Genomic DNA, 21,769 nt, shown 5'->3' on the forward strand with positions numbered 1-21,769 from the left:
GGAATGAGGGTGGGACTGGTCACACGCGAGTATCCGCCGGATGTCTACGGCGGCGCCGGAGTCCATGTGGAGTTCCTGGCGCGTGAGTTAGAGGCGTTGCTCGACCTCGAGGTGCATGCCTGGGGCGGGATCCCGGCGGCCGGGGGAGCCTTGCGGCACGACGCGCTCCCCGGGCTCGAGGGCGCCAATGACGCACTGCGCGCCTTCTCGGTCGATCTCTCGATGGCGGCCGCGCTGAAGGGCCGCGACGTCGTCCACTCGCACACCTGGTACACGAGCCTCGCCGGTCATCTGGCCAAGCTGCTGTACGGCATCCCGCACATCGTGACCTCGCACTCGCTGGAGCCGTTGCGTCCGTGGAAGGCCGAGCAGCTCGGAGGCGGATACGCCCTGTCAGGCTGGGCCGAGCGGACCGCGATCGAGTCCGCGGACGCCGTCATCGCCGTCTCGCACGGGATGCGTGCCGACCTTCTCGCCTGCTACCCCGCCGTGGACCCGGCCAGGGTCCATGTCGTCCACAACGGCATCGACACCCGTCTCTATCGCCCCGACCCCGGCACGGACGTCCTGCGGCGCCGCGGCATCGACCCCGACCGCCCTTACGTGCTCTTCGTCGGCCGCATCTCCCGGCAGAAGGGCGTCCCGCATCTGCTGCGCGCCGCCCGTGCCCTCGAACCCGGCGCCCAGCTGGTGCTCTGCGCGGGAGCCCCCGACACGCCGGAGACGGGCGCCGAGTTCCGGGAGCTCGTCGAAGAACTCGGGCGGATGCGCGAGGGGGTGGTCTGGATACCCGAGATGCTGCCGCGGCCCGATGTGGTCCAACTCCTCAGCCAGGCAGCCGTGTTCGTCTGCCCCTCCGTGTACGAGCCGCTGGGCATCGTGAACCTGGAGGCGATGGCCTGCGGTACGGCGGTCGTCGCGTCGGCCGTCGGCGGTATTCCGGAGGTCGTCGAGGACGGGACGACCGGGCTCCTCGTTCCGTACGACGCCCGGCATCCGGACCGGTTCGAGGCGGGCCTCACGGAAGCCCTGAACCGGGTGCTCGACGACCCGGCCGCCGCCACGCGGATGGGCGATGCGGGGCGGGAGCGCGCGGTCCGCGAGTTCGGCTGGGACCAGGTGGCCCGGCGTACGTACGACGTGTACGAGGAGACGCTCAAGTCGAGCTGACGGCATGAGCCGGCGGTGTGAGGGGGCACGATGCGCGGTGGACCTTCGGTGCTCGGGATCGTCCTGGCCGGCGGGGAGGGCAAACGGCTGATGCCGCTCACCGCCGACCGCGCGAAACCGGCGGTCACCTTCGGCGGTACGTACCGGCTCGTCGATTTCGTCCTGTCCAACCTGGTCAACGGGGACATCCTGCGGATCTGCGTACTGACGCAGTACAAGTCGCACTCCCTGGACCGCCATGTGACCACCACGTGGCGGATGTCCAGCCTGCTGGGCAACTATGTGACACCCGTGCCCGCGCAGCAGCGGCTCGGCCCGCGCTGGTACCTGGGCAGCGCCGACGCCATCCTGCAGTCCCTCAATCTGGTCCACGACGAACAGCCCGACCACATCGCGGTGTTCGGCGCCGACCACGTCTACCGGATGGATCCCCGGCAGATGCTGAAGCAGCATATCGACAGCGGCGCGGGGGTGACCGTCGCCGGTATCAGGGTGCCGCGCGCCGACGCCTCGTCGTTCGGGGTCATCGGCCCGGCGTCGGACGGCATCCGCGTGGACCGCTTCCTGGAGAAGCCCGCCGACCCTCCCGGACTGCCGGGCGACCCGGGGCGGGTCTTCGCCTCCATGGGCAACTACGTCTTCACCACCAAGGTGCTGGTCGACGCGCTCCACCGGGACGCAGAGGACCCGCACTCGGTGCACGACATGGGCGGCTCCATCCTGCCGATGCTCACCGAGCGCGGTATGGCGCAGCTCTACGACTTCGACGGGAACCATGTGCCGGGGGCGAGTGCCGCCGAGCACGGCTACTGGCGCGATGTGGGCACCCTCGACTCGTACTACGAAGCCCATATGGACCTGATCGCGGACCAGCCGGTCTTCGGCCTCGAGAACCGCCGCTGGCCCATGTACACGCACCCCGGGCAGTTGCCGCCCGCGAGGTTCTGTGCCGGCGGGATCGCGAGCGAGTCGGTCGTCAGCCCCGGCTGTGTGATCCGCGGCCAGGTGACGCGGTCCGTCCTCTCGCCGGGAGTGACCGTGGAACCGGGCGCCGTCGTCCAGGGCTCGGTCCTGCACGACAACGTCCGGGTCGGGCGGGGTGCGGTGGTGCGCGGAGCTGTCCTGGACAAGAACGTGGACGTCCCGCCGGGAGCCACCATCGGCGTCAATCCGGAACGTGACCAGGAGCTGTACACGGTGTCGAAGGGCGGGGTGATCGCCCTGGGTAAGGGACAGCAGGTGCTCTGACCCGGTCGGCGGTGGCTGCTCCTGACGGGACCGGCCCGCCCCCGCAGAAGGCACAACACTGCCGGGACCGTCGCTCCGTGCCGCTGCCGGGAGACGGAGGGTCACCGTTCGGCCGGTCGGCGCCCGATCCGGAGCACCCGGCCGGTGCCCGCCCGAGGCCCTGCGGGAGCGCGGTTTGGCATCCGTGCTACTGACTGACGTAAAGTTCCGCTTTTGGGAATCCACGCGGGACACAGGGAACGGAACGGCAGCGGCGATGACGGTGACACAGGACGGCCCCGGCCAGGAGTGCGGGCCGGTCCAGGAGTACGGTCCGGGCATCGCCCCGGAGCGCCTGGCCGTCTGCCTGAGCGTTCTCGAAGAGCTCGACGGGCTCGAGGTCGACCACCCCGACGCGATCGCGGTCCGACGGGCCACGGCCGGGATCTACCGGACCGTGAAGCAGCGCCGCCGTCAGGAGCGCAGGGCCGCCAAGACCGCGCACGACAAGATGGTCACCGAGGCCACCGCCACCGGCTCAGCCGAGCGCATCGACGACGAGACGCAGGGCCTGCTGCCCTCCTCGTCCGTCGTCGGAGAGGTCGCGGGCATACTCCGGCGTCCGCGGTCCTGCTACATCTGCAAGACCCGGTACGTCGAGGTCGACGCCTTCTACCACCAGCTCTGCCAGAAGTGCGCCGCCGAGAACCGCGCCCGCCGCGACGCCCGCACCGACCTCACCGGCCGGCGGGCACTGCTCACCGGCGGACGCGCCAAGATCGGGATGTACATCGCACTGCGGCTGCTGCGTGACGGTGCCCACACCACCATCACCACGCGGTTCCCGAACGATGCGATCCGCCGCTTCAAGGCGATGCCGGACAGTGACGAGTGGATCCACCGCCTCAAGATCGTCGGCATCGACCTGCGCGACCCCGCGCAGGTCGTCGCCCTCGCCGACTCCGTCGCCGCAGAGGGCCCGCTCGACATCCTGATCAACAACGCCGCTCAGACGGTGCGCCGCTCGCCCCAGGCGTACAGCGAGCTCCTCACCGCCGAGGGCGCCCCGCTGCCGGCGGGCGAGCTCCCTTCCGCGCAGGTGATCGGCACCTTCGGCAGCGGCAGCGTCGACCGCGTCGCCGCCCTGCCCGCCGCACGCTCCGAGATGTCCGCAGAGGCGCTGACCGCCCAGGACGTCACCGATCTGGCGCTGGTCTCCGGCTCGGCCTCGCCGGCCCGGATCGAGGCGGGCACGGCCATCGACGCCGGCGGCCTGGTGCCCGATCTGCACGACACCAACAGCTGGATCCAGACCGTCTCCGAGGTCGACCCGGTCGAGCTGCTCGAAGTGCAGCTCTGCAACTCCACCGCGCCGTTCATCCTCATCAGCAGGCTCCGCCCTGCGATGATCGCCTCTTCCGCGAAGCGGAAGTACGTCGTGAATGTGTCCGCCATGGAGGGCGTCTTCAGCCGTGGCTACAAGGGGGCGGGCCATCCGCACACCAATATGGCCAAGGCCGCGCTGAACATGCTGACCCGCACCAGTGCCCAGGAGATGTTCGAGGCCGACGGGATCCTGATGACCGCTGTCGACACCGGCTGGATCACCGACGAGCGCCCGCACCCGGACAAGATCCGGCTCGCGGCCGAGGGCTTCCACGCCCCGCTCGACCTGATCGACGGCGCGGCCCGTGTCTACGACCCGATCGTGCGGGGCGAGGACGGCGAGGACCTGTACGGCTGCTTCCTCAAGGACTACGCGCCGGCCAACTGGTAACCCGGTCGGCCGTAACCCCCGGGCGTGCAGGGCGGCCCGGGGGTTTCCTGTACCCGATGGGCCGTCATCTCTGTACGTTTTCCTGTACAGAAACACCCAATGTGACGTTCCCCATCGAGCGCAGGAGCGCTCATTTGGTTACGCTGGAGCGCACGGACGGCCAACAAGGGCCCACGAAACCCCTCGGCCGCCCTGGGACAGGCCCGCAACCACGGCCGCGATCCCGCCAGAGAACGGCGCCACCGCGACCGAATGCCCCTAGTCCCCCTGTTACGCGACGCAGAGGAGTGCGCGGTGACAACTGAAGTGACCAAGCCGGAGAAGCGGCCTGCCGAACGAGGCGAACGCCGGGCCGGGCGCGCCGGTGAGCTCGGCAGCCTGGAAGTCTGGGCCAGGTCCGCCCCGATCCGGCTCGCCGGATACGAGGACGACCTCGAGGAGCCGCACATCCTCCCCGGCGTCGACTGATTCGCTCGCCGATCTCCATACCCCCTGCTCCCTGACGGGACGGGGGGTATGGGGCTTTTCCATCTGTTTGCTCCCCTTTTTACACCTGTTCGGCCGTCACATCGGTCGTCGTGTTCAGCCGGGTCGGCGGCAGGAAGTCCCGTAGATAGCGCCGCTGCCAGCAGGCGCCGGTGGCCCGCAGCTGCCGCCAGTTCGTGAACTCGTAGTGGTAGAGACGGGCGCGTACGTAAAGGGGCGGGGCGTCGGGGAACGGATTGCGGCGCAGCAGCTTCAGCGTGTCGCGGTCGTTGTCGAGCAGCCGCTCGACGAAGCCGCCGAACCAGGGGCGGGCGTAGGCGGGGGAGAGCGCCGCGAACCACATCAGCCAGTCGAGGCGCAGATGGTACGGGGCGAACTGGCGCGGCCACCGCCGGATGTCCCCCGGCTTGCCGTGGAACTCGTACTCCCGCCATACCGTGCCGGGGCGCAGTTCCCGCTCGTCCGTACCTTCCACGACGACCTCGAACCTGACCCGGCCGACGGTGCCGAACGCGCCGTAGGTGTTGACGAGGTGAAGGGGGTCGAACGAGCGGTTCATCGTCTGGTGCCGGGAGAGCAGATTGCGGACCGGGCGGTAGCTGAGGGCCACGACGAGCACGGTCACGGCGATCACGAGGATCTCGTACCAGAGCGGCGGAGCCGGAAGCGGACGCGGGCCGGTGAGGGGGGAGAGGTCGACGGCGGAGAGCGCGAGCGCGATCGTCAGCCAGTTGAGCCAGGCGAAGTTTCCCGACAGGACCAGCCACAGCTGCGTCAGCACGATCACGCCCGCCGCCACGCTCGCGACCGGCTGCGGGGTGAAGAGAAGGAACGGGACCAGAAGTTGGGCGACGTGGTTGGCTCCGGCCTCGGCCCGGTGGAGCGGCCCCGGCAGACGGTGGAAGAGCCAGCTCAGCGGCCCCGGCATCGGCTGGGTCTCATGGTGGAAGTACATGCACGTCAGCTTGCGCCAGCACTCGTCGCCGCGGATCTTGATCAGGCCCGCGCCGAACTCCACCCGGAACAGCAGCCAGCGCGACAGCCACAGCACCAGCACCGGCGGCGCCGTGCGCTCGTTCCCGAGGAAGATCGCGAGGAATCCCGTCTCGAGCAGCAGTGATTCCCAGCCGAAGGCGTACCACGTCTGGCCCACATTGACGATCGACAGATAGAGCGCCCACAGCACCGCCCACCACAGCATCGCGGCCCACAACGGCAGCTGATCGGCGGCTCCGCCCACCAGCGCGGCCGCCAGCGCCGCCCCGGTCCAGGCGCAGCTTGCGAAGAACCGGTCCGAGTAGTGGAGTTGGAAGACGCTCGGCGTCCGCCGCTTCGGTACGAGGCGCAGGTACTCGGGCACCGGAAGCATGCCGCGCTCCCCGATCAGCGCGCGGAACTGGAGAGCGGCGGCCAGAAAGGCGACGAGATACACGCCCGCCAGAGCCCGCTGGAACACCAGCCTGCTCATCCAGTAGTCGGGTGCCGTGAACCACTCCATCGCGGACCTCCGGTACTTCCAGTATCGGTCCCTGTTCGCGGTCCGCCGGAGCGCGGTCCCGCGGATCCGCTGCCGGGTCCCGCCGCCCGGCCGGGCGCAGGGAGCGTCTCGTCGCCGCCACGAACGGACGCGGATGGCGTGCGCAATGCGCGAGTCAGCCTTTCGGCGCTGTCCGTCCGCATATTCCGCCAGGTCAGCGGGGCCACGGCCCGGACGTCCGAAGCCGGCGCCGGTGAACCGGCCGGTCGTGTCGGGTCGCGGGTCCGGCCGGAATGCGGCAAGACAAGAGTGATCACTCCGGATTTCATCACAGGCGGGAGATGGCGGGACATGTTCGTGTGCTCACCGATGCATCGCCGGTACGCCAGGCTCGCCGCGCTGCCGGCAGTCCTGTCGGCCGCACTTCTGGTTACGGGTTGCAGCAAGCTGACGGATTCCGGCCGGTCCGGAACGGAGTCGAAGCAGCAGGAGCAGGTGGTCCATCTGCAGCCGGCCGCGGATCAGGGTCCCGATCCCTTCACCCCTTCGACGGCCACGATCGCCGGCGCGGCCGGATCGCTGCCCTCGCCACGTGCCTCCGCGTCCCCGCGTGCTTCCGAGCCGAGCATCCGGTCCGTCCGTACGGTGCTGGGCTCCACGCCCGGTCTGTACGGCGGCACGCGCTCGATCGCGAGCTGCGACGTCGAGCAGCAGATCCGCTTCCTGATGTCCGACGGCAACAGAGGCCGTGCGTTCGCCGGTGGCGTGGGCGTCGGTCAGACGGACCTTCCCGAGTTCCTTCGGGGACTCACGCCGATGATCCTGCGCGCCGACGCCCGGCTCACCGGTCACAGCTACCGCGACGGCGCGGCCCAGCGCTTCCAGGCCGTCCTTCAGGGTGGCACCGCGGTCCTGGTCGACCAGCACGGCTCTCCCAGGGTCCGCTGCGCCTCCGGCAGCCCGCTGGCCTCGCCGGTGATCGACGCCGGTGTGCCCGAGGAGCAGGGCAGGGCGTGGCCCGGCTACGACCGTGAGCGTGTCGTTGTGATCACGCGCTCGCCCGATGTGATCAACAGCTTCATCATCGCCGACATCGCCGGCCGTTCCTGGCTGGCGCGGACGAGCGGCAGCGACGGCGAGGCCGACCGCAAGCCGGACGTGCTCCCGGCCTACGACCCCGGGGTCCCCGTCACGGAGATGCCGTACAGCCAGCCGGCGGGCCCCGACACGTCGAGCCCCAAGCCGATCCTTCCGGACGCGGGGGCCGGCGCGAGCCCGAACACGAACCGCCAGGGCGTGCCGGCCGTCCCCGACCCCGCCCGGTCCGCGGCGGGGACCGGCGCGGGCTCCGGCAAGGTGCCGGCCCCCGACGCGCCGGGGTCCGGGTCCGGCACGCTGGAGAACAACCCCCAGCCCGCCCCGGTGCCCGACTTCCCCGACGGCACGGACCCCGGCTCCGCCGACCCGAACGGCGTCGACCCCCAGACGCAGGACGGGAACACCTACGAGTCCTCCCAGAGCGACTCCGACATCCTCTTCGGTCCTGAGAACAGCCCCGGCGGCAACTCCGGCGCGAACGCTCCGGAGGCCACCCGCCGGGGCGGCCCGGGCAACATCGGCGGCCACGGCGGCATCGGCGGCATCGGTGGCCACGGCGGCGCGGGCAACACGTCGGGAGCGCCTTCGGCAGGCGCGGGCAACATGTCCAAGGCTCCCGCCGCCGGCGCAGGCCGCGGCGCCGGATCGCCCGCACAGGGCGGTGGCGCCCTCCGGGGCTGAGGGCGCCGGGCGGACGGATCATCTGTTCGCTCGAAATATCGGATAAATGATGGCAGAGTGTCACCATGGTTGATCGGGCAGCGGGTGCCGTGTCGCTTCCCGACGACTGGCCGGCCCACCCGGATCTGAGCCTGTCCCTCAACCGCATGGGCAGCTTCGACTGGGATCTCGACAGCGGACTGCTGCATCTGGACCAGTCGGCGCTCGAAGTGTTCGACGTGGCGGCGGAGGAGTACGACGGGCGCCCCCAGAGTCTGTCGCTCCGCGTCCCGCAGAGCGAGGCGACCCGGCTGGACGGCCTGGTCTCACAGGCGCTGAAGAGCGGCAGCAGCACCTACGGCGCGTACTTCCGGATCCGGTGCCGTGACGGCAGCCTGCGCTGGACCCACACCCAGGGGGCGGTCAGGCGCGACGCCGCCGGCCGCCCCCACCGCATCATCGGCATCGTCCGCGACGCGACCCAGGAGCTGGCCGACTCCTCCGCCCGCGCCGACCTCGACGCGGAACGTCGCCGCCAGACGAGCGTCGTCGAGAGCACCACGGCGGCGCTCGCCCACGCCAGGACGGTCAGGGACGTCATCGACGTGCTCAAGGACTCGCACGGCCTCGAGCGCCTCGGCGCCACCAGCATGGTGGTGGGGTTGCTGGAGTCGGGGAGGATCCATCTCGTCGCCGAGGGGCCCGAGGGCTCTTTCGTACCCGGCACGCGGTACACGAGGGTCGACGAGCAGTACCCGATGAGCGAGGTGATCCGCACGCTCGCACCGCGCTTCATCGAGTCGAAGGAGGACTTCGCCGAGTCCTATCCGAGGCTGTGGCCGCACATCAAGGGGCTCGGCATCACCTCCGCGGCCTATATGCCGCTGATCGCCCAGGCCCGCCCCATCGGGGCGCTCGGCCTGCTCTACAGCGACAAGACCGGCTTCACGACGGAGGAGCGCAATCTGCTGGTGGCGCTCGGCAGCAGCATCGCCCAGAGCCTGCAGCGGGCCGTCCTCTTCGAGCAGGAGCACGACCTCGCCGAGGGACTCCAGCAGGCCATGCTGCCGCGCCGGATTCCCGCCGTGCCCGGGGCGCAGATCGCGGTCCGCTACCGTTCCGCCCGGCTGGGCCGGGACATCGGCGGCGACTGGTACGACATCATTCCGCTGCCCGGCGGGCGCGTCGGCGCGGTCATCGGTGACGTCCAGGGGCATGACACCCATGCCTCGGCCGTGATGGGCCAGCTGCGCATCGTGCTGCGCGCGTACGCCGCCGAAGGCCACACCCCGGCGACCGTGATGGCCCGCGCTTCCGTGTTCCTCCATGAGCTCGACACGGACCGCTTCGCGACCTGCACCTATGCGGAGGTCGACCTGACGACCGGCGTGGTCCAGATGGTCCGCGCCGGGCATGTCGGTCCGCTGCTGATCTCGCCCGACGGGGACAGCCACCGTGTGCCGGTGAGCGGGGGGCTGCCGCTCGGCCTCTCCGCGGAGTTCGGCCGGCTCGAGTACCCCGTGTCCACCTTCGAACTGGACCCGGGAGAGACCCTGTTGCTCTACACCGACGGGCTCGTGGAACAGCCGGGCGCCGACCTCGACGAGGGGCTCCAGCAGCTCACCTGCCTGATCCACAGCGGCCCCAGGAATCTCCAGCTGCTCGCCGACCGGCTCTGCGAAGAGGTCGACGAGCGGGCGGGCGAGGACGACGTCGCGCTGCTGCTGCTGCGCCGCCACGGTGCCTACGCGTCCCAGGCCGGCGGCCGGCTGCAGCAGCATGTGGCCCAGAACGACCCGGAGGCGCTGAGCTCCGCGCGGCACATGATCCGGGCGGCGGTACGCGCATGGGGTGCGGGGGAGCGGTCCGACGAGATCGAGCTCGCCGCCGACGAACTGATCACCAACGCCCTGATGCACACCGACGGCGGAGCGATCGTCACCGCGCGCGTGCTCTCCGGGCCCGAACGGCGGCTGCGGGTCGAGGTCGACGACCTGTCCAGCGCGCTGCCACGACGCCGGGAGGCCGGGGAGTCCGGTGTGTCCGGCCGGGGGCTGATGCTGGTGGACCAGCTGGCGGACGTCTGGGGTGTGGAGTCGCGCGGCAGCGGCAAATCTGTGTGGTGCGAGTTCGTCGTCACCGAACGTGTCGTCGAAAGGCCGGTCACCTGACCAATACCTGATGGTAACCGTATGTAACCCAACTGCACTTGACCGTAACCGATCGCAAGCGATTGACTGCATAATCCTGTGTTCCGGCCTTCAAGGACATGAGGACCCCCTTGAGCACTGAGCTTCTGGCACCCCTGGATCTGGCTTTCTGGCATCTGGAGTCCGCCGACCACCCCATGCACCTCGGTGCGCTCGCCCATTTCGCCCGGCCCGGCACCGGCGAGTGCGACAGCGCGGAGATCCTCGAACTCCTCGCCACGCGTGCCGCGGCGATCCCACGGCTGCGGATGCGGGTGCGCGATGTCCTCCTGCCCGTCGGGGGCTCGGCCTGGTCCGTCGACAAGGACTTCGACGTGCGCCGCCACCTGCGTCAGGTGCGGCTGCCGGCCGGGGACTTCGCCGCGGCCTCTGCCCGGCTGGCCGGAGAGCTGATGGAGCGTCCGCTCGAACGGGGCCTTCCGCCCTGGGAGATGTACCTCCTCACCGGCGGGCCCGGTGACCCGTTCGGCGTACTCGTCAAACTGCACCATGCCCTCGCCGACGGGATGCGGGCCGTCGCCATCGGCGCCGGGATCTTCGACGAGATCGCCGACACCCGCACGGCCCGCGCGGGCAGGACGGTGCTCGGCCGGATGAACGCCGGCCGGGGGGCGCGTCCCGTGCCGCCCCGGTCCTGGCTGCCCGGCCCCTGGCAGGTCGCCGGCATGGCCCGCGGCCGGATCGAGGAACTGGGCCGTGCGGTCGGTGTCGGTGCCTCGCTCGTCGGCGCGTCCCTCGCCCGGGCCGGCCGGCTCGACCCGCGCGGCGCCGCCGCGCTCAGTGCCACGTCCAGCGGCACGCGCCGCCTCGCCACCGCCGTCCTGCGTGTGGACGACGTTCAGGAGGTGCGAAGGGTGGCCGGCGGCACTGCGAACGACGTCCTCCTCGCGACCGTCGCAGGGGCGCTGCGCCGGTGGATGACCGAACGCGGAGACGACCTGCCGCTCAGCGACCCGAGCGCCCTGGTCCCCGTCTCCAGGCGGCGGCCAGGCAGCACGCCCGGATCCGGCAACACACTCTCGGCGTATCTGCTCGGGCTACCCGTGTCCCAGCCCGACCCCTGGGCCCGGCTCTACACGGTCCGCACCGGAATGGACCGCAACAAGGCGGCGGGCCCCCTGCGCGGCGCCGGCGCGGTCGCCGTTCTCGCCGACCAACTGCCGCCGCTCGCCCACCGCTTCGGTGCACCCATCGCCGGGAACGCCGCCCGGATGCTCTTCGACGTGCTGGTGACGAGCGTGCCGCTGCCACGGTCAGCGCTCTCGCTCGGCGGCTGCCCGCTGCGGGAGGTGTACCCCATGGCGCCGCTCGCCCGGGGGCAGTCGCTCGCCGTCGCGATGTCGACGTACGGCGGCCATGTGCACGTGGGCCTCGTCGCCGACGGCAAAGCCCTCCCGGACGTGGACCGGCTCGCCCGCAGCATGGAGGAGGAACTGGCCGCGCTCCTGGCACTGGTCCGTTAGCGCCTCTCGTCCGGATCTTGCCGGGCTCGTGTGCCCTTGCGGCGCACCTCGCTGCGTTGTCGCCGGTCGTCGACGTCGCCCCGGCCACCGCTGGGAGGTGCCCCCTGGGCTCCTTCCTCCGCCTTGCGATGCACGCCGCCGGAACCCGCTGACCGATCCGGCCCGATCCGAACGAAAGACCCCAGGGCCGCGGATCGTGCCGTCTTGCTCCGGGTCGGAAGAGGCCCGGGGGCCGCCGCGGGGAGGGATGCCGGGCCGCGCCTGCGGCCAGGGGCGCGGTGCGGCACTCTGGACGCATGCCGGAACTGCCCGAGGTCGAAGCGCTGCGAGAGTTCCTCGTCGACAATCTGGTCGGCAAGGAGATCGCCAGGGTGCTGCCCGTGGCGATCAGCGTGCTCAAGACGTACGACCCGCCGCTCGGCGCGGTCGAGGGCACCGAGGTCGTCGCCGTGCACCGGCACGGCAAGTTCCTCGACATCGTCACGTCGGGCGGACTCCATCTGGTCTTCCACCTCGCCCGCGCCGGCTGGCTGCAGTGGAAGGAGGTGCTGCCCTCGGGGGCGCCCAGACCCGGCAAGGGCCCGCTGGCCCTGCGGACCGCCCTCACCGGCGGCGACGGCTTCGACCTGACAGAGGCGGGTACGCAGAAGCGGCTCGCCGTCCATCTCGTACGCGATCCGGCAGAGGTACCCGGCGTGGCCCGGCTCGGTCCGGACCCGCTCGCCGCCGATTTCGGCCGGGACACCTTCGCCGCGCTGCTCGCCGGCGAACGCCGTCAGATCAAGGGCGCCCTGCGCGACCAGAGCCTCATCGCCGGAATCGGCAACGCCTACAGCGACGAGATCCTGCACGCCGCGAAGATGTCGCCGTACAAACTCACCTCGAAACTCACCGAGGACGAGATCACCGGGCTCTACGAGGCGATGCGCAGCACGCTCACGGAGGCCGTGAAACGCTCCCTCGGAGTCGCCGCGGGGAAGCTCAAGTCCGAGAAGAAGAGCGGACTGCGGGTGCACGGCCGGACCGGCGAACCGTGTCCGGTGTGCGGGGACACCGTCCGTGAGGTGTCCTTCCACGACTCGTCGCTGCAGTACTGCCCCACCTGCCAGACGGGCGGCAAGCCGCTCGCCGACCGCAGGATGTCCCGGCTGCTCAAATGAGCGGCCGCGGGCCGGTCAGCGGTCCAGCGACACGAGGTGCTCCCCGGTGGTGCCACGGACCTCGAAGCGGCCGATCTCGTCGGGTGCCAGAGCCGTGGCCACCTCGATGTCCAGCGGCTGTCCGTCCGAGGGCGAGCCCTTCATGCCGTAACCGGCGCCCGGTACGGACCAGTTGCCCACCGCGTGCTCCTCGCCGTCCTTGCCGATCACGATGAGCTTGCACGTCCGCGGCCCGGTCAGCTTCGAGACGCGGAGCGCGACCGCGGTACCCCAGGCCTTCCTGCGGAGGTCGACCGCCCCGTACACCCCGGTCGCCGCGTCCGTCGCGGTGATCCGTACCTCGGGGTCCTCCGGGCCGCCGTCTCCCCCCGCGCGATCCGTCAGTCCCGCCGCGAGGGCGGGGAGCGCGACGATCAGCGCCGCCGCGGTCGCGACGAGCCGCAGCCGCCGCCGTGAGCTGCGTCTGCGCCGCAGCGCCACCTCCTGCAGCAGGCGGTCGAGCAGCTTCGGCGACGGCTCCGGGCCCGGCCCGCCCGGACCCTCGGGACCTTCGGGACCGGCCAGTGCGCCCAGCGCCGATGCGACGGGGGCGAGATCGGCCAGCCGTACCGCACACTCGACGCACTCCGACAGATGCTCCTCAAAGCGGAACGCGTCGGAGGGATCGAGGACGCCCAGCGCATAGGCAGCCACATCCCTGTGCCGCTCCCGCAGATTCATGGACCAATCCTTCGGCTCGTCGGCTACGAACGGTCCATACGAGTCGTACGTACCGTGGTGTCGACCTGGAATACGCACGGCGGCGCCGCCCTGCTCATCTGCGCGGGCGAAAAGCCTGCCGGACTCCCGTGGTCCCGGCTTTCGCCCGCGCCTAAACTCCGCAACATGCTGCGCGTACTGGCTGTCGACGACGAGAAACCGGCGCTCGAGGAACTCCTCTACCTGCTGCGATCCGATCCGCGGGTACGCAGCGCCGAAGGGGCCACCGACGCGACCGAGGCGCTGCGCCGCATCAGCCGGGCCCTCGACGCGGGACCTGACGGCGACGACGCCATCGACGTCGTCTTCCTCGACATCCACATGGCCGGGCTCACCGGACTCGACGTGGCCAAGCTGCTCGCCGGCTTCGCACGCCCTCCGCTGATCGTGTTCGTCACCGCCCATGAGGGCTTCGCCGTCCAGGCTTTCGACCTCAAGGCCGTCGACTACGTCCTCAAGCCCGTGCGCAGGGAGCGGCTGGCCGAGGCGGTACGCCGGGTCAGCGATCTGGCGGTGCCGGTGCGCGAATCCCTCCAGGCCCTGCCGGCGACCGTGCCCGCGCAGACGGCACCGGCCGTGACCGGAGCGACCGCGCCCGGTGGCATGGCCGAGCAGATCCCGGTGGAACTCGGCGGTGTCACACGGTTCGTCGCCATCGACGACATCGCGTACGTCGAGGCTCAGGGGGACTACGCCCGGCTGCACACGGCCGAGGGCAGCCATCTCGTCCGGATCCCCCTCTCCACACTGGAGGAGCGCTGGGCGTCGAGAGGCTTCGTACGCATCCACCGCAGCCATCTCGTCGCCCTCGGCCGCATCGACGAACTGCGCCTGGACGCCGGGACCACCACTGTCCGGGTGGGCGACGCGGAACTCGCGGTCAGCCGTCGCCACGCCCGCCAGTTGCGCGAGCTGCTGATGCGCCACGCGCGAGGCTGACCGCAGCCGGCCGAAGGCCCCCGCCGGTGAACCGCTCGGCGCGTGGGGCGAACCGTTCGTCGCTCCATCTGCCCGCACGGCGATGCCCGCGGTCCGCCGGCCGAGCGGCCCCCTGGATCGGCGTCCCCGTGCCCCATGCCCGCCCTACCCTTGATCAGGAAGGGGGAAGGGGCCTCATGTCCGACATCGAAGCGCTGCTCCGGGAGATCGGCGGTCTGCGGTCAGTCGGTCCCGGCGCCCCCGGCGACGTCGAGGAGCTCCTGGCCACGGCCAAGAGCGCCGCCGGGCGCTGGGCCGATGTGCTGTACGAGATCCGCGACTCCGCACGGGGACTCGTCGGCCCTCGCGCGGAAGCCGCCCTCGAGGTCGCGTTCCGTCGCGCCGAGGAGTCGTACGTGGAACTGGAGATCGCCCTCGCGGATTGTGCCCGCCCGCGCGACGCCGGGCGATGAGCCCGGCGGATCGACGGCGCAGGCCGTGAGCCCCGTCCGGCCGGTGGGTCCGGCCCGACGCCGAGACCGGGACGAGACCATGTGACGCCTACCCTCCGTCATGGCTGGTGCGTAGACTCCGTAGATCCTTCGGACATGCGTCCGAAGGAGTTGCCGAGAGACGCCGGGAGCGGACGACGATGTCTGCACAGCAGCCTCCCCGCCGCGAGGTGGTCACGGGCGTGCCGCGTGGCGCCCGCCGCCCGCCCGGCCATGCCCCGGCCCGCTCCGAGATCAGCGAGCAGACACCGCTCGGCGACGTCTACGTACGCTCCCTGATGCGCAGCCAGCTGCGCGCGGCGCTGTACGCCCTGGGCACGCTCGTCCTCCTCGTCGGCACCCTGCCGCTGCTGTTCGCCTTCCCCGCCGCCGTCCTCGGGTCCTTCTCCTCGCCGGGCCCGTTCGTCTGGGTGGCGCTGGGCGTGGTCGTCTACCCGGTGATGTGGAGCGTGGCGCGCTGGTACGTGCGCAGGGCCGAACGCAACGAGCGCGACTTCACCGGGCTCGTCGAAGGCCGCTGAGCACGCCAGTGGGGATCAACCGGTGAACCAGACCTACGCGGTGACGGCGGTCACCTTCGTCGTCCTCGCCACGGTCCTCATCGGCGCACTCGGCCTGCGGATATCCCGTACGACGTCCGATTTCTACGTCGCCTCGCGGTCCGTCGGACCCGGACTCAACGCCGCCGCCATCAGCGGCGAGTACCTCTCCGCCGCTTCCTTCCTCGGCATCGCGGGCCTGGTCCTTCTCCAGGGCCCCGACATGCTCTGGTACCCGGTCGGCTACACCGCCGGCTATCTCGTCCTGCTGGTCCTCGTCGCCGCCCCGCTGCGCCGCTCGGGGGCGTACACGCTCTCCGATTTCGCAGAGGCCCGGCTCGAGTCGGCCACGGTGCGCCGGCTCGCCAGCCTCTTCGTCGTCGGCATCGGCTGGCTGTATCTGCTGCCTCAGCTCCAGGGCGCCGGACTCACCCTGGAGATCCTCACCGGCGCGCCCGGCTGGGTCGGCGGACTCGTCGTCGCGGTCGTCGTGACGGGCACGGTCGCGGCGGGCGGGATGCGTTCGATCACCTTCGTGCAGGCGTTCCAGTACTGGCTCAAGCTCACCGCCCTGCTGGTGCCGGTGCTCTTCCTGGTCGCCGCCTGGTTCGGCGACGAGGCCCCCCGCGCCCGGTTCGACGCCCCCGCCGTCTTCCGTGAGCACACGGCCGTACGGTTCGACGACACCGTACGGGTCGAGCTGCGGCAACCCCTCACCGTCCGTGTCGTCGGCAGCGTCGACGGCACCCGCCACGACGGCGGGCGGGTCAGCCTCGGCGAGGGCACCCACCGCATCGACGCCGGAACCGGTCTCACCTTTCCGCGCGGCGCCGAGGTTCCCGGACGCGCCGCCACCGGAGACGACCCGTCCAGCTGGTCCCAGCCGCTCGCCGGCGGCCGGGACGGCTACCAGTTGTACGCGACGTACGGACTGATCCTCGCGACGTTCCTCGGCACCATGGGACTACCTCATGTCGCCGTCCGCTTCTACACCAGCCCCAACGGGCGTGCCGCGCGTCGCACCACCCTCGTCGTACTCGGGCTGATCGGCGCCTTCTACCTGCTGCCGCCCGTCTACGGCGCACTCGGCCGGATCTACGCGCCCGAACTCTCCCTCACCGGCGAGGCCGACGCCGCCGTGCTCGTCCTCCCGGAACGGATGATCGGCGGCATTGCGGGGGATCTGCTCGGCGCCCTCCTCGCGGGCGGCGCCTTCGCCGCATTCCTGTCCACCGCCTCGGGACTGACCATGTCGGTCGCCGGGGTCCTCACCCAGGACGTGCTGCCCTCGCGGGGGGTGCGGCACTTCCGGCTCGCGACCGTGGCCGCGATGGCCGTGCCGCTCGCCGTCAGCGTCGTCGCCACCAACGTGCCGGTCGCGGACGCGGTGGGCCTCGCCTTCGCGGTCTCCGCCTCCTCCTTCTGCCCGCTGCTCGTCCTCGGCATCTGGTGGCGGCGGCTGACCCCGCCCGGAGCCGCGGCGGGACTCGTCACCGGCGGCGGGGCGGCGCTGACCGCCGTCATGGCGACCCGCGCCGGACTCGCCCCCCAGGGCTGGGGCCACACCCTGATGGCCTGGCCCGCGGTCTGGTCGGTGCCGCTCGGCTTCCTCACGATGGTGCTGGTCTCGCTCGCGACCCCCCGTCACATACCGCCAGGGGCCGCTGCCATCCTGGCCCGCCTCCATCTGCCGGAGGACCTCGTCGGACGGCCACAGCCCGAAGGAGCGCAACGATGACAGCGGGGCAAGGATGACCGGGATGGCGCTCGCCGCCCTGAGCGCCGCCGCAGCCGTGCTGCTCACGGTGGGTTTCTGGCTCGGACGGCTCACCGCGCGGCGCGGCACCGGACCCGACCTCGACCTCGGTACGCCGGTCGAGCGGGCTACGTTCCACACCCTGCACACGGCGTCGCTCGCCGCCCCGCCGCTGCGCGCCGGGCTCACGGAGGACACCGCCCGCAAGGCGGCTCGGCGGCTGCGCTCCCTCCTCGGCACCGAGGCGCTGTGCCTGACCGACCGAGAAACGGTCCTCGCCTGGGACGGTCCGGGCCGTGACCACCACGAGGAGCGGGTCATGGGGCGCGTCACCGGCGTACTCGACTCCGGACGCAGCCAGAGCGTCCGCACCGACTGCGACGATCTGGAGTGCCCGTTGCGCTGGGCCGTCATCGCCCCGCTGACCGGCGAGGAGGGAGTGCTCGGCGCACTCGTCGCCTACGGTTCGAAGGAATCTGCCGTGCTGGTCCGGGCAGCCACGGAGGTCGCCCGCTGGGTGTCCGTGCAACTGGAACTCGCGGAACTCGACCGCTCCCGTACCCGGCTCATCGAGGCCGAGATCCGCGCACTGCGCGCGCAGATCTCCCCGCACTTCATCTTCAACTCGCTCGCGGCCATCGCGTCCTTCGTGCGCACCGACCCGGAGCGGGCACGTGAACTCCTGCTGGAGTTCGCCGACTTCACCCGCTACTCGTTCCGCAGGCACGGTGAGTTCACGCATCTCGCCGACGAACTCCGCTGCATCGAGCAGTATCTGGCGCTGGCCGGTGCCCGATTCGGCGACCGGCTCGAGGTGACCCTCCAGATCGCTCCCGAAGTCCTCCCGGTCGCCCTGCCGTTCCTCTGCCTGCAGCCGCTCGTCGAGAACGCCGTCAAGCACGGCCTGGAGGACTCCGGCGACGAGTGCCGGGTCTCCATCTCCGCGCAGGACGCCGGCGCCGAGGCGGTGGTCACCATCGAGGACGACGGTGTCGGCATGGACCCGGCGGAGCTGCGCCGGATCCTCGCGGGGGAGGCCGGCCGGTCGTCGGGCATCGGGCTGTGCAACGTCGACGAACGCCTGCGGCAGGTGTACGGCGACGACTACGGCCTGGTCATCGAGACGGGTGTCGGGGCCGGCATGAAGATCACGGCACGGATCCCCAAGTACCGTGCGGGCGTGCACAAGAACGCCGGCGGGCGCTGAGGCCGGGCTCCGGCGCGGCCGGCCGTGTACGTCGCCACGCTCCGGTAGGGTGCGGGCCGGTGGGGGCCGGGCGCGGGGGGTGGCGATGCCGCATCGAAGCGAGAGCGAGACCGGGCGCGGGTGCCTGGCATGCGAGCTCGCCGCAGGCACGGCGCCGCTGCCCGGCGGGGCGATCCACCGGACCGCGCACTGGGTCGTCGAGCACTGCATCGGCCCGCTGGGGCTCGGGACCGTCGTGGTCAAGCCGGTCAGGCACGTGGTGCATGTCGCGGAGCTCTCTCCCGACGAGTCCGCCGAGATCGGGCCGCTGCTGAGGCTCGTCAGCGAGGCCGTCACTTCGGTGATGCGGCCCGAGCAGGTGTATGTGTGTCTCTGGTCGCACGCCGAGGGGGTTGCGGGACACATCCACTTCGTCGTGCAGCCTGCCCTCGCGCGGGACATGGCCGAGCACGACGCCTGTGGGCCCGCTCTTCAGTCGGCCATGTTCGCAGCGGGCCGCCTCCCGGACGCTGCGGAGGTGGAGCGGGTGTGCGGCCTCCTGAGGGCGGCTCTGCGCTGAGCGGGACCGGCTGCCGGGGCCAGGGCCCGATCCCCACTCAGAACAGATGGATCGCGAGGTGCCCCAGCGGCAGCCCGAGCCGCCACGCCGGGGTCCACACCTGCGCCTCGTCGGCTTCCGGATCCAGAGGGAGGACCGGGGGCAGGAACCCGTCGTCGTCACCGAGATCGGCGGCGAGGAGCTCGGTGCGCTCGAGCCATCGCCAGGCGTCCCTCGCCAGTGCCAGATCGGGGTCCGGACGGGTGCCGTCACCGTCGAACGCCTCCCGGGCGGCGATGCGATCGCGTACCCACTCCGGCCAGGGGTGTCCGTACGCGGTGCGCGACAGCCACTCGTCGAGGAAGGACACCGTGCGGACCACGTCCGGCTCGTCCGAGCCACCGCTCAGATAGATCGTCAGGGCCAGCGTCGATCTGCCCGCTCTGAACTCCAGCGAACCGGTTTGCACAAGACTTCCGGTGCGCAGCATCTCATCGGCCATGTACTCGGCGCACAGCCAGGCCATGGGAACCGCCAGACCGCCTCCGCTGGTCCCGTTACCGCTCTCCGGCAGCACTCTCTCCACCTTCTCCCGGACGTGTTCGGTGCGACTGTCGACGACGAGCCTCCACCGGGGAACACGTGTCAGGGTTCCTCTTTACTCAACTCGAGCGGCCGATTTCGAATCGCGGGGACGCGACTTCGTGGCCCCAGTGAGACCAGGTTCCCGAAGGGGCCCCCGAGGCGGAAGAGGTCTCCGGCAGTGCCCCGCGCGACGGCGTCCGTCAGGCGGCGGAGGAGGCCGCCGCGCGGCTGTAGCCCGGCAGGGAGCGGGCCAGCTGACGCAGTGCGTAGTACGAGCGCGACTTGACCGTCCCCGCGGGTATGCCCAGTGCCAGGGCGGCCTCGGCCACGCTCCGGCCCTGGAAGTAGATCTGCACCAGCACCGCCCGGTGTTCCGGGCTCAGCGTCCGCACCGCGGCGCGCACATCGAGCGCGGCGACCGCGCGATCGGTCACGTCCGCGGGGTCCGCGGTGGTGGCGAGGATGTCGTCGCCGATCTCCGCCGGCCGGGCCAGCCGGGAACGGCGCGCGTCGATGGCGAGACGGCGCCCGACGGTGAAGAGCCACGGGCGCATCGACTCGTACGGCGCATCGAACGCCTCGGGATGCTGCCAGGCCCGCAGCAGCGTCTCCTGGAGGAGGTCCTCGGCGCGCTGCTGGTCGCCGTAGGTCAGGCCGAGGAGGAAGCTCAGCAAGGCGGGACCGTGTTCGCGCTTCAGCTCCGCCAGGGCCTGTTCGTCGGTGGTCGCCGTCGCCGTCGCCGTCACCATCGTCGGCATCCTTTCGCGCGTGGTTTCCCGAGAATTCGCTGCTACGTGGCGTATCCGAGCGCATCGGGGCGCGAAGTGACAGGCGCTGTCCGGGGATCTGCGCCGAGCGGTCGCACTGGGCGGCGAATGGTGCGCCGAGCGGTCGGCCGGAAAGGGCCGTCCCATATCCGTCGACAAGTCATATGGTCTGCTTGGTGCTTGAATGATCGTTGTGTCCTGTGGCTTCCGGACGGGCACGCCCGCCCCGCCCCCGGGAGGAGCACGCCGATGACCACAGGCAGAAGCCGCACGGCACTGGCCGCGGCCACCGCCCTCCTCGGCGCCCTGGCGGGCTGCGGCGGGGGACCGGAGCGGACTCCGGGCGCCGCTCCCGCCACGCTCGATCCCGGCGCGGCCAGAAGCCGGCCGTCGGCACCCAGGGCCGACCGTCCGGCACCTCGTGGCTTCACGCTCGTCGCCAGCGGAGACGTACTCCCGCACGCCTCGGTCATCCGTACGGCGAAGGCGGACGCCGACGGCGAGGGCTACGACTTCCGGCCCATGCTCGCCGGGGTCCGAGCCGTCGTGTCGCGCGCCGATCTGGCCGTCTGCCACATGGAGACCGTGTACGGCGAAGCAGGCGGCCCCTACACCGGCTACCCCGCCTTCAAGTCACCGCCTCAGGTCGCCGAAGCCCTTCGAGCCACCGGATACGACTCCTGCTCCACCGCCTCCAACCACTCCCTGGACGACGGCGCCGCCGGTCTGCGCCGCACGCTCGACGTCCTCGACCGCGCCGGCATCAAGCACGCGGGCACCGCCCGCACGGAGGCCGAGTCCCGCCGTCCCGCCTGGTTGCGTGCCGGCACCGCGAGGGTCGCCCAGCTCGCCTACACGTACGGCACCAACGGCTACCCGCTCCCTGCCGGGCAGCCCTGGGCGGTCCGGATGATCGACGAACGCAGGATCGTCGAGGACGCGCGTGCCGCCCGGCGGGCAGGTGCCGACGTCGTCCTGGTCAGCATCCACTGGGGCACCGAATGGCAGACCGCCCCCGACACCCGCCAGCTCCGGCTCGGCCGGACCCTGACCGCCTCACGGACCGCGGGGCGGCCCGACATCGACCTCGTCCTCGGCACGCACGCCCATGTCCCGCAGGCCTACGAGAAGGTCAACGGGACCTGGGTCGTGTACGGCATGGGTGACCAGATCGCCGGACCGATGACCAACCACGACGGCGCCTACGACCCACGTGGCAACCAGAGCACCCTCGCGCGCTTCACCTTCGCCCCGCCCGCCAGGACCGGTGGACGCTGGGAGGTGGCCAAGGCCGAGTTCGTCCCGCAGTGGATGGACACGGACGCCGGCCGCGTCGTCGACCTCAACGCCGAGATCGCCGGCGGCGCGGCCCACCACAGGGCCGTACGCGACCGGATCCGCGAGGCCGTCCTGAGCCGCGGGGCGGCCGACGACGGCCTCGTCATGGGCCGTTGACGCGC

At 71.4% G+C, this 21,769-nt stretch carries 19 protein-coding genes; 15 read left to right on the forward strand and 4 right to left on the reverse strand.

Features of this window, described 5'->3' with window-relative positions; all coding sequences use genetic code 11:
- The first annotated feature begins 3 nt into the window (after positions 1–3).
- From glgA to ACFU5O_RS07615, 4 genes are all read left to right on the forward strand, one after another.
- On the forward strand, positions 4–1,170 hold the full coding sequence (glgA, locus tag ACFU5O_RS07600; protein WP_384237561.1) for a glycogen synthase: 1,167 nt from the start codon (positions 4–6) through the stop codon (positions 1,168–1,170).
- A gap of 30 nt (positions 1,171–1,200) precedes the next feature.
- The gene (gene glgC, locus ACFU5O_RS07605) at positions 1,201–2,418 is read left to right on the forward strand and encodes a glucose-1-phosphate adenylyltransferase (protein ID WP_384237564.1); all 1,218 of its coding nucleotides are present in this window, start codon (positions 1,201–1,203) and stop codon (positions 2,416–2,418) included.
- A 256-nt stretch (positions 2,419–2,674) separates the two neighbouring features.
- Positions 2,675–4,174 (forward strand): SDR family NAD(P)-dependent oxidoreductase, encoded by a 1,500-nt coding sequence (locus ACFU5O_RS07610; protein ID WP_384237565.1) that lies wholly within the window; start codon positions 2,675–2,677, stop codon positions 4,172–4,174.
- A gap of 294 nt (positions 4,175–4,468) precedes the next feature.
- The gene (locus ACFU5O_RS07615) at positions 4,469–4,642 is read left to right on the forward strand and encodes a hypothetical protein (RefSeq protein WP_384237568.1); all 174 of its coding nucleotides are present in this window, start codon (positions 4,469–4,471) and stop codon (positions 4,640–4,642) included.
- A 79-nt stretch (positions 4,643–4,721) separates the two neighbouring features.
- Here the strand turns inward: ACFU5O_RS07615 and ACFU5O_RS07620 are convergent, their stop codons facing one another.
- Positions 4,722–6,158, reverse strand: a complete 1,437-nt coding sequence (locus ACFU5O_RS07620) for a lipase maturation factor family protein (RefSeq protein ID WP_384237571.1) — start codon at positions 6,156–6,158, stop codon at positions 4,722–4,724.
- 348 nt (positions 6,159–6,506) lie between these two features.
- Here ACFU5O_RS07620 and ACFU5O_RS07625 point away from each other — a divergent pair, with 348 nt between their 5' ends.
- The 4 genes from ACFU5O_RS07625 to ACFU5O_RS07640 all read left to right on the forward strand — a co-directional run bounded on the left by ACFU5O_RS07625 (position 6,507) and on the right by ACFU5O_RS07640 (position 12,728).
- Positions 6,507–7,916, forward strand: coding sequence for a DUF6777 domain-containing protein (locus ACFU5O_RS07625; RefSeq protein WP_384237574.1), 1,410 nt, complete (start codon positions 6,507–6,509; stop codon positions 7,914–7,916).
- Between the two features lie 65 nt (positions 7,917–7,981).
- On the forward strand, positions 7,982–10,066 hold the full coding sequence (locus ACFU5O_RS07630) for a SpoIIE family protein phosphatase (RefSeq protein WP_384237576.1): 2,085 nt from the start codon (positions 7,982–7,984) through the stop codon (positions 10,064–10,066).
- A gap of 110 nt (positions 10,067–10,176) precedes the next feature.
- Complete coding sequence (locus ACFU5O_RS07635; protein WP_384237579.1) at positions 10,177–11,568, forward strand: wax ester/triacylglycerol synthase family O-acyltransferase; 1,392 nt, start codon at positions 10,177–10,179, stop codon at positions 11,566–11,568.
- 296 nt (positions 11,569–11,864) lie between these two features.
- Positions 11,865–12,728: an Fpg/Nei family DNA glycosylase gene (locus ACFU5O_RS07640; protein ID WP_384237582.1), complete on the forward strand. Its 864-nt coding sequence runs from the start codon at positions 11,865–11,867 to the stop codon at positions 12,726–12,728.
- A 15-nt stretch (positions 12,729–12,743) separates the two neighbouring features.
- Here ACFU5O_RS07640 and ACFU5O_RS07645 read toward each other — a convergent pair whose 3' ends face one another.
- Complete coding sequence (locus ACFU5O_RS07645) at positions 12,744–13,448, reverse strand: anti-sigma factor family protein (RefSeq protein WP_384237585.1); 705 nt, start codon at positions 13,446–13,448, stop codon at positions 12,744–12,746.
- Between the two features lie 165 nt (positions 13,449–13,613).
- On the opposite strand from ACFU5O_RS07645, the gene ACFU5O_RS07650 reads away from it, so the two are divergent.
- The 6 genes from ACFU5O_RS07650 (at position 13,614) to ACFU5O_RS07675 (ending at position 18,978) form a co-directional block, all read left to right on the forward strand.
- A complete protein-coding gene (locus tag ACFU5O_RS07650; protein WP_384237588.1) occupies positions 13,614–14,426 on the forward strand; it encodes a LytR/AlgR family response regulator transcription factor in 813 nt (270 codons plus the stop codon).
- 176 nt (positions 14,427–14,602) lie between these two features.
- On the forward strand, positions 14,603–14,878 hold the full coding sequence (locus ACFU5O_RS07655; protein WP_384237590.1) for a hypothetical protein: 276 nt from the start codon (positions 14,603–14,605) through the stop codon (positions 14,876–14,878).
- A 179-nt stretch (positions 14,879–15,057) separates the two neighbouring features.
- Positions 15,058–15,438: a hypothetical protein gene (locus ACFU5O_RS07660; RefSeq protein ID WP_384237593.1), complete on the forward strand. Its 381-nt coding sequence runs from the start codon at positions 15,058–15,060 to the stop codon at positions 15,436–15,438.
- A 22-nt stretch (positions 15,439–15,460) separates the two neighbouring features.
- Entirely contained in the window at positions 15,461–17,194 is a 1,734-nt protein-coding gene (locus ACFU5O_RS07665) for a cation acetate symporter (protein ID WP_384237596.1), read from the forward strand.
- A 13-nt stretch (positions 17,195–17,207) separates the two neighbouring features.
- Positions 17,208–18,419, forward strand: coding sequence for a sensor histidine kinase (locus ACFU5O_RS07670; RefSeq protein WP_384237598.1), 1,212 nt, complete (start codon positions 17,208–17,210; stop codon positions 18,417–18,419).
- An 85-nt stretch (positions 18,420–18,504) separates the two neighbouring features.
- Positions 18,505–18,978, forward strand: a complete 474-nt coding sequence (locus tag ACFU5O_RS07675) for a hypothetical protein (RefSeq protein WP_384237600.1) — start codon at positions 18,505–18,507, stop codon at positions 18,976–18,978.
- A gap of 37 nt (positions 18,979–19,015) precedes the next feature.
- Here ACFU5O_RS07675 and ACFU5O_RS07680 read toward each other — a convergent pair whose 3' ends face one another.
- Both ACFU5O_RS07680 and ACFU5O_RS07685 read right to left on the reverse strand, forming a co-directional pair.
- Positions 19,016–19,534 carry a hypothetical protein gene (locus tag ACFU5O_RS07680; RefSeq protein ID WP_384237603.1) on the reverse strand — a complete coding sequence of 173 codons (519 nt, stop codon included), beginning with the start codon at positions 19,532–19,534 and terminating at the stop codon, positions 19,016–19,018.
- Between the two features lie 208 nt (positions 19,535–19,742).
- The gene (locus ACFU5O_RS07685; RefSeq protein ID WP_384237605.1) at positions 19,743–20,291 is read right to left on the reverse strand and encodes a sigma-70 family RNA polymerase sigma factor; all 549 of its coding nucleotides are present in this window, start codon (positions 20,289–20,291) and stop codon (positions 19,743–19,745) included.
- Between the two features lie 267 nt (positions 20,292–20,558).
- On the opposite strand from ACFU5O_RS07685, the gene ACFU5O_RS07690 reads away from it, so the two are divergent.
- A complete protein-coding gene (locus tag ACFU5O_RS07690; RefSeq protein ID WP_384237608.1) occupies positions 20,559–21,764 on the forward strand; it encodes a CapA family protein in 1,206 nt (401 codons plus the stop codon).
- Positions 21,765–21,769 lie beyond the last annotated feature (5 nt).

Source organism: Streptomyces sp. NPDC057445 (assembly GCF_042802855.1).
Lineage (GTDB): Bacteria > Actinomycetota > Actinomycetes > Streptomycetales > Streptomycetaceae > Streptomyces.

Bases quoted from the DNA above. Each gene is read 5' to 3' on its own strand.
- glgA (WP_384237561.1), top strand. From the start codon at position 4: ATGAGGGTGGGACTGGTCACACGCGAGTATCCGCCGGATGTCTACGGC.
- glgC (WP_384237564.1), top strand. From the start codon at position 1,201: ATGCGCGGTGGACCTTCGGTGCTCGGGATCGTCCTGGCCGGCGGGGAG.
- ACFU5O_RS07610 (WP_384237565.1), top strand. From the start codon at position 2,675: ATGACGGTGACACAGGACGGCCCCGGCCAGGAGTGCGGGCCGGTCCAG.
- ACFU5O_RS07620 (WP_384237571.1), bottom strand. From the start codon at position 6,158: ATGGAGTGGTTCACGGCACCCGACTACTGGATGAGCAGGCTGGTGTTC.
- ACFU5O_RS07625 (WP_384237574.1), top strand. From the start codon at position 6,507: ATGCATCGCCGGTACGCCAGGCTCGCCGCGCTGCCGGCAGTCCTGTCG.
- ACFU5O_RS07630 (WP_384237576.1), top strand. From the start codon at position 7,982: ATGGTTGATCGGGCAGCGGGTGCCGTGTCGCTTCCCGACGACTGGCCG.
- ACFU5O_RS07640 (WP_384237582.1), top strand. From the start codon at position 11,865: ATGCCGGAACTGCCCGAGGTCGAAGCGCTGCGAGAGTTCCTCGTCGAC.
- ACFU5O_RS07645 (WP_384237585.1), bottom strand. From the start codon at position 13,448: ATGAATCTGCGGGAGCGGCACAGGGATGTGGCTGCCTATGCGCTGGGC.
- ACFU5O_RS07650 (WP_384237588.1), top strand. From the start codon at position 13,614: ATGCTGCGCGTACTGGCTGTCGACGACGAGAAACCGGCGCTCGAGGAA.
- ACFU5O_RS07655 (WP_384237590.1), top strand. From the start codon at position 14,603: ATGTCCGACATCGAAGCGCTGCTCCGGGAGATCGGCGGTCTGCGGTCA.
- ACFU5O_RS07660 (WP_384237593.1), top strand. From the start codon at position 15,058: ATGTCTGCACAGCAGCCTCCCCGCCGCGAGGTGGTCACGGGCGTGCCG.
- ACFU5O_RS07670 (WP_384237598.1), top strand. From the start codon at position 17,208: ATGACCGGGATGGCGCTCGCCGCCCTGAGCGCCGCCGCAGCCGTGCTG.
- ACFU5O_RS07675 (WP_384237600.1), top strand. From the start codon at position 18,505: ATGCCGCATCGAAGCGAGAGCGAGACCGGGCGCGGGTGCCTGGCATGC.
- ACFU5O_RS07685 (WP_384237605.1), bottom strand. From the start codon at position 20,291: ATGGTGACGGCGACGGCGACGGCGACCACCGACGAACAGGCCCTGGCG.
- ACFU5O_RS07690 (WP_384237608.1), top strand. From the start codon at position 20,559: ATGACCACAGGCAGAAGCCGCACGGCACTGGCCGCGGCCACCGCCCTC.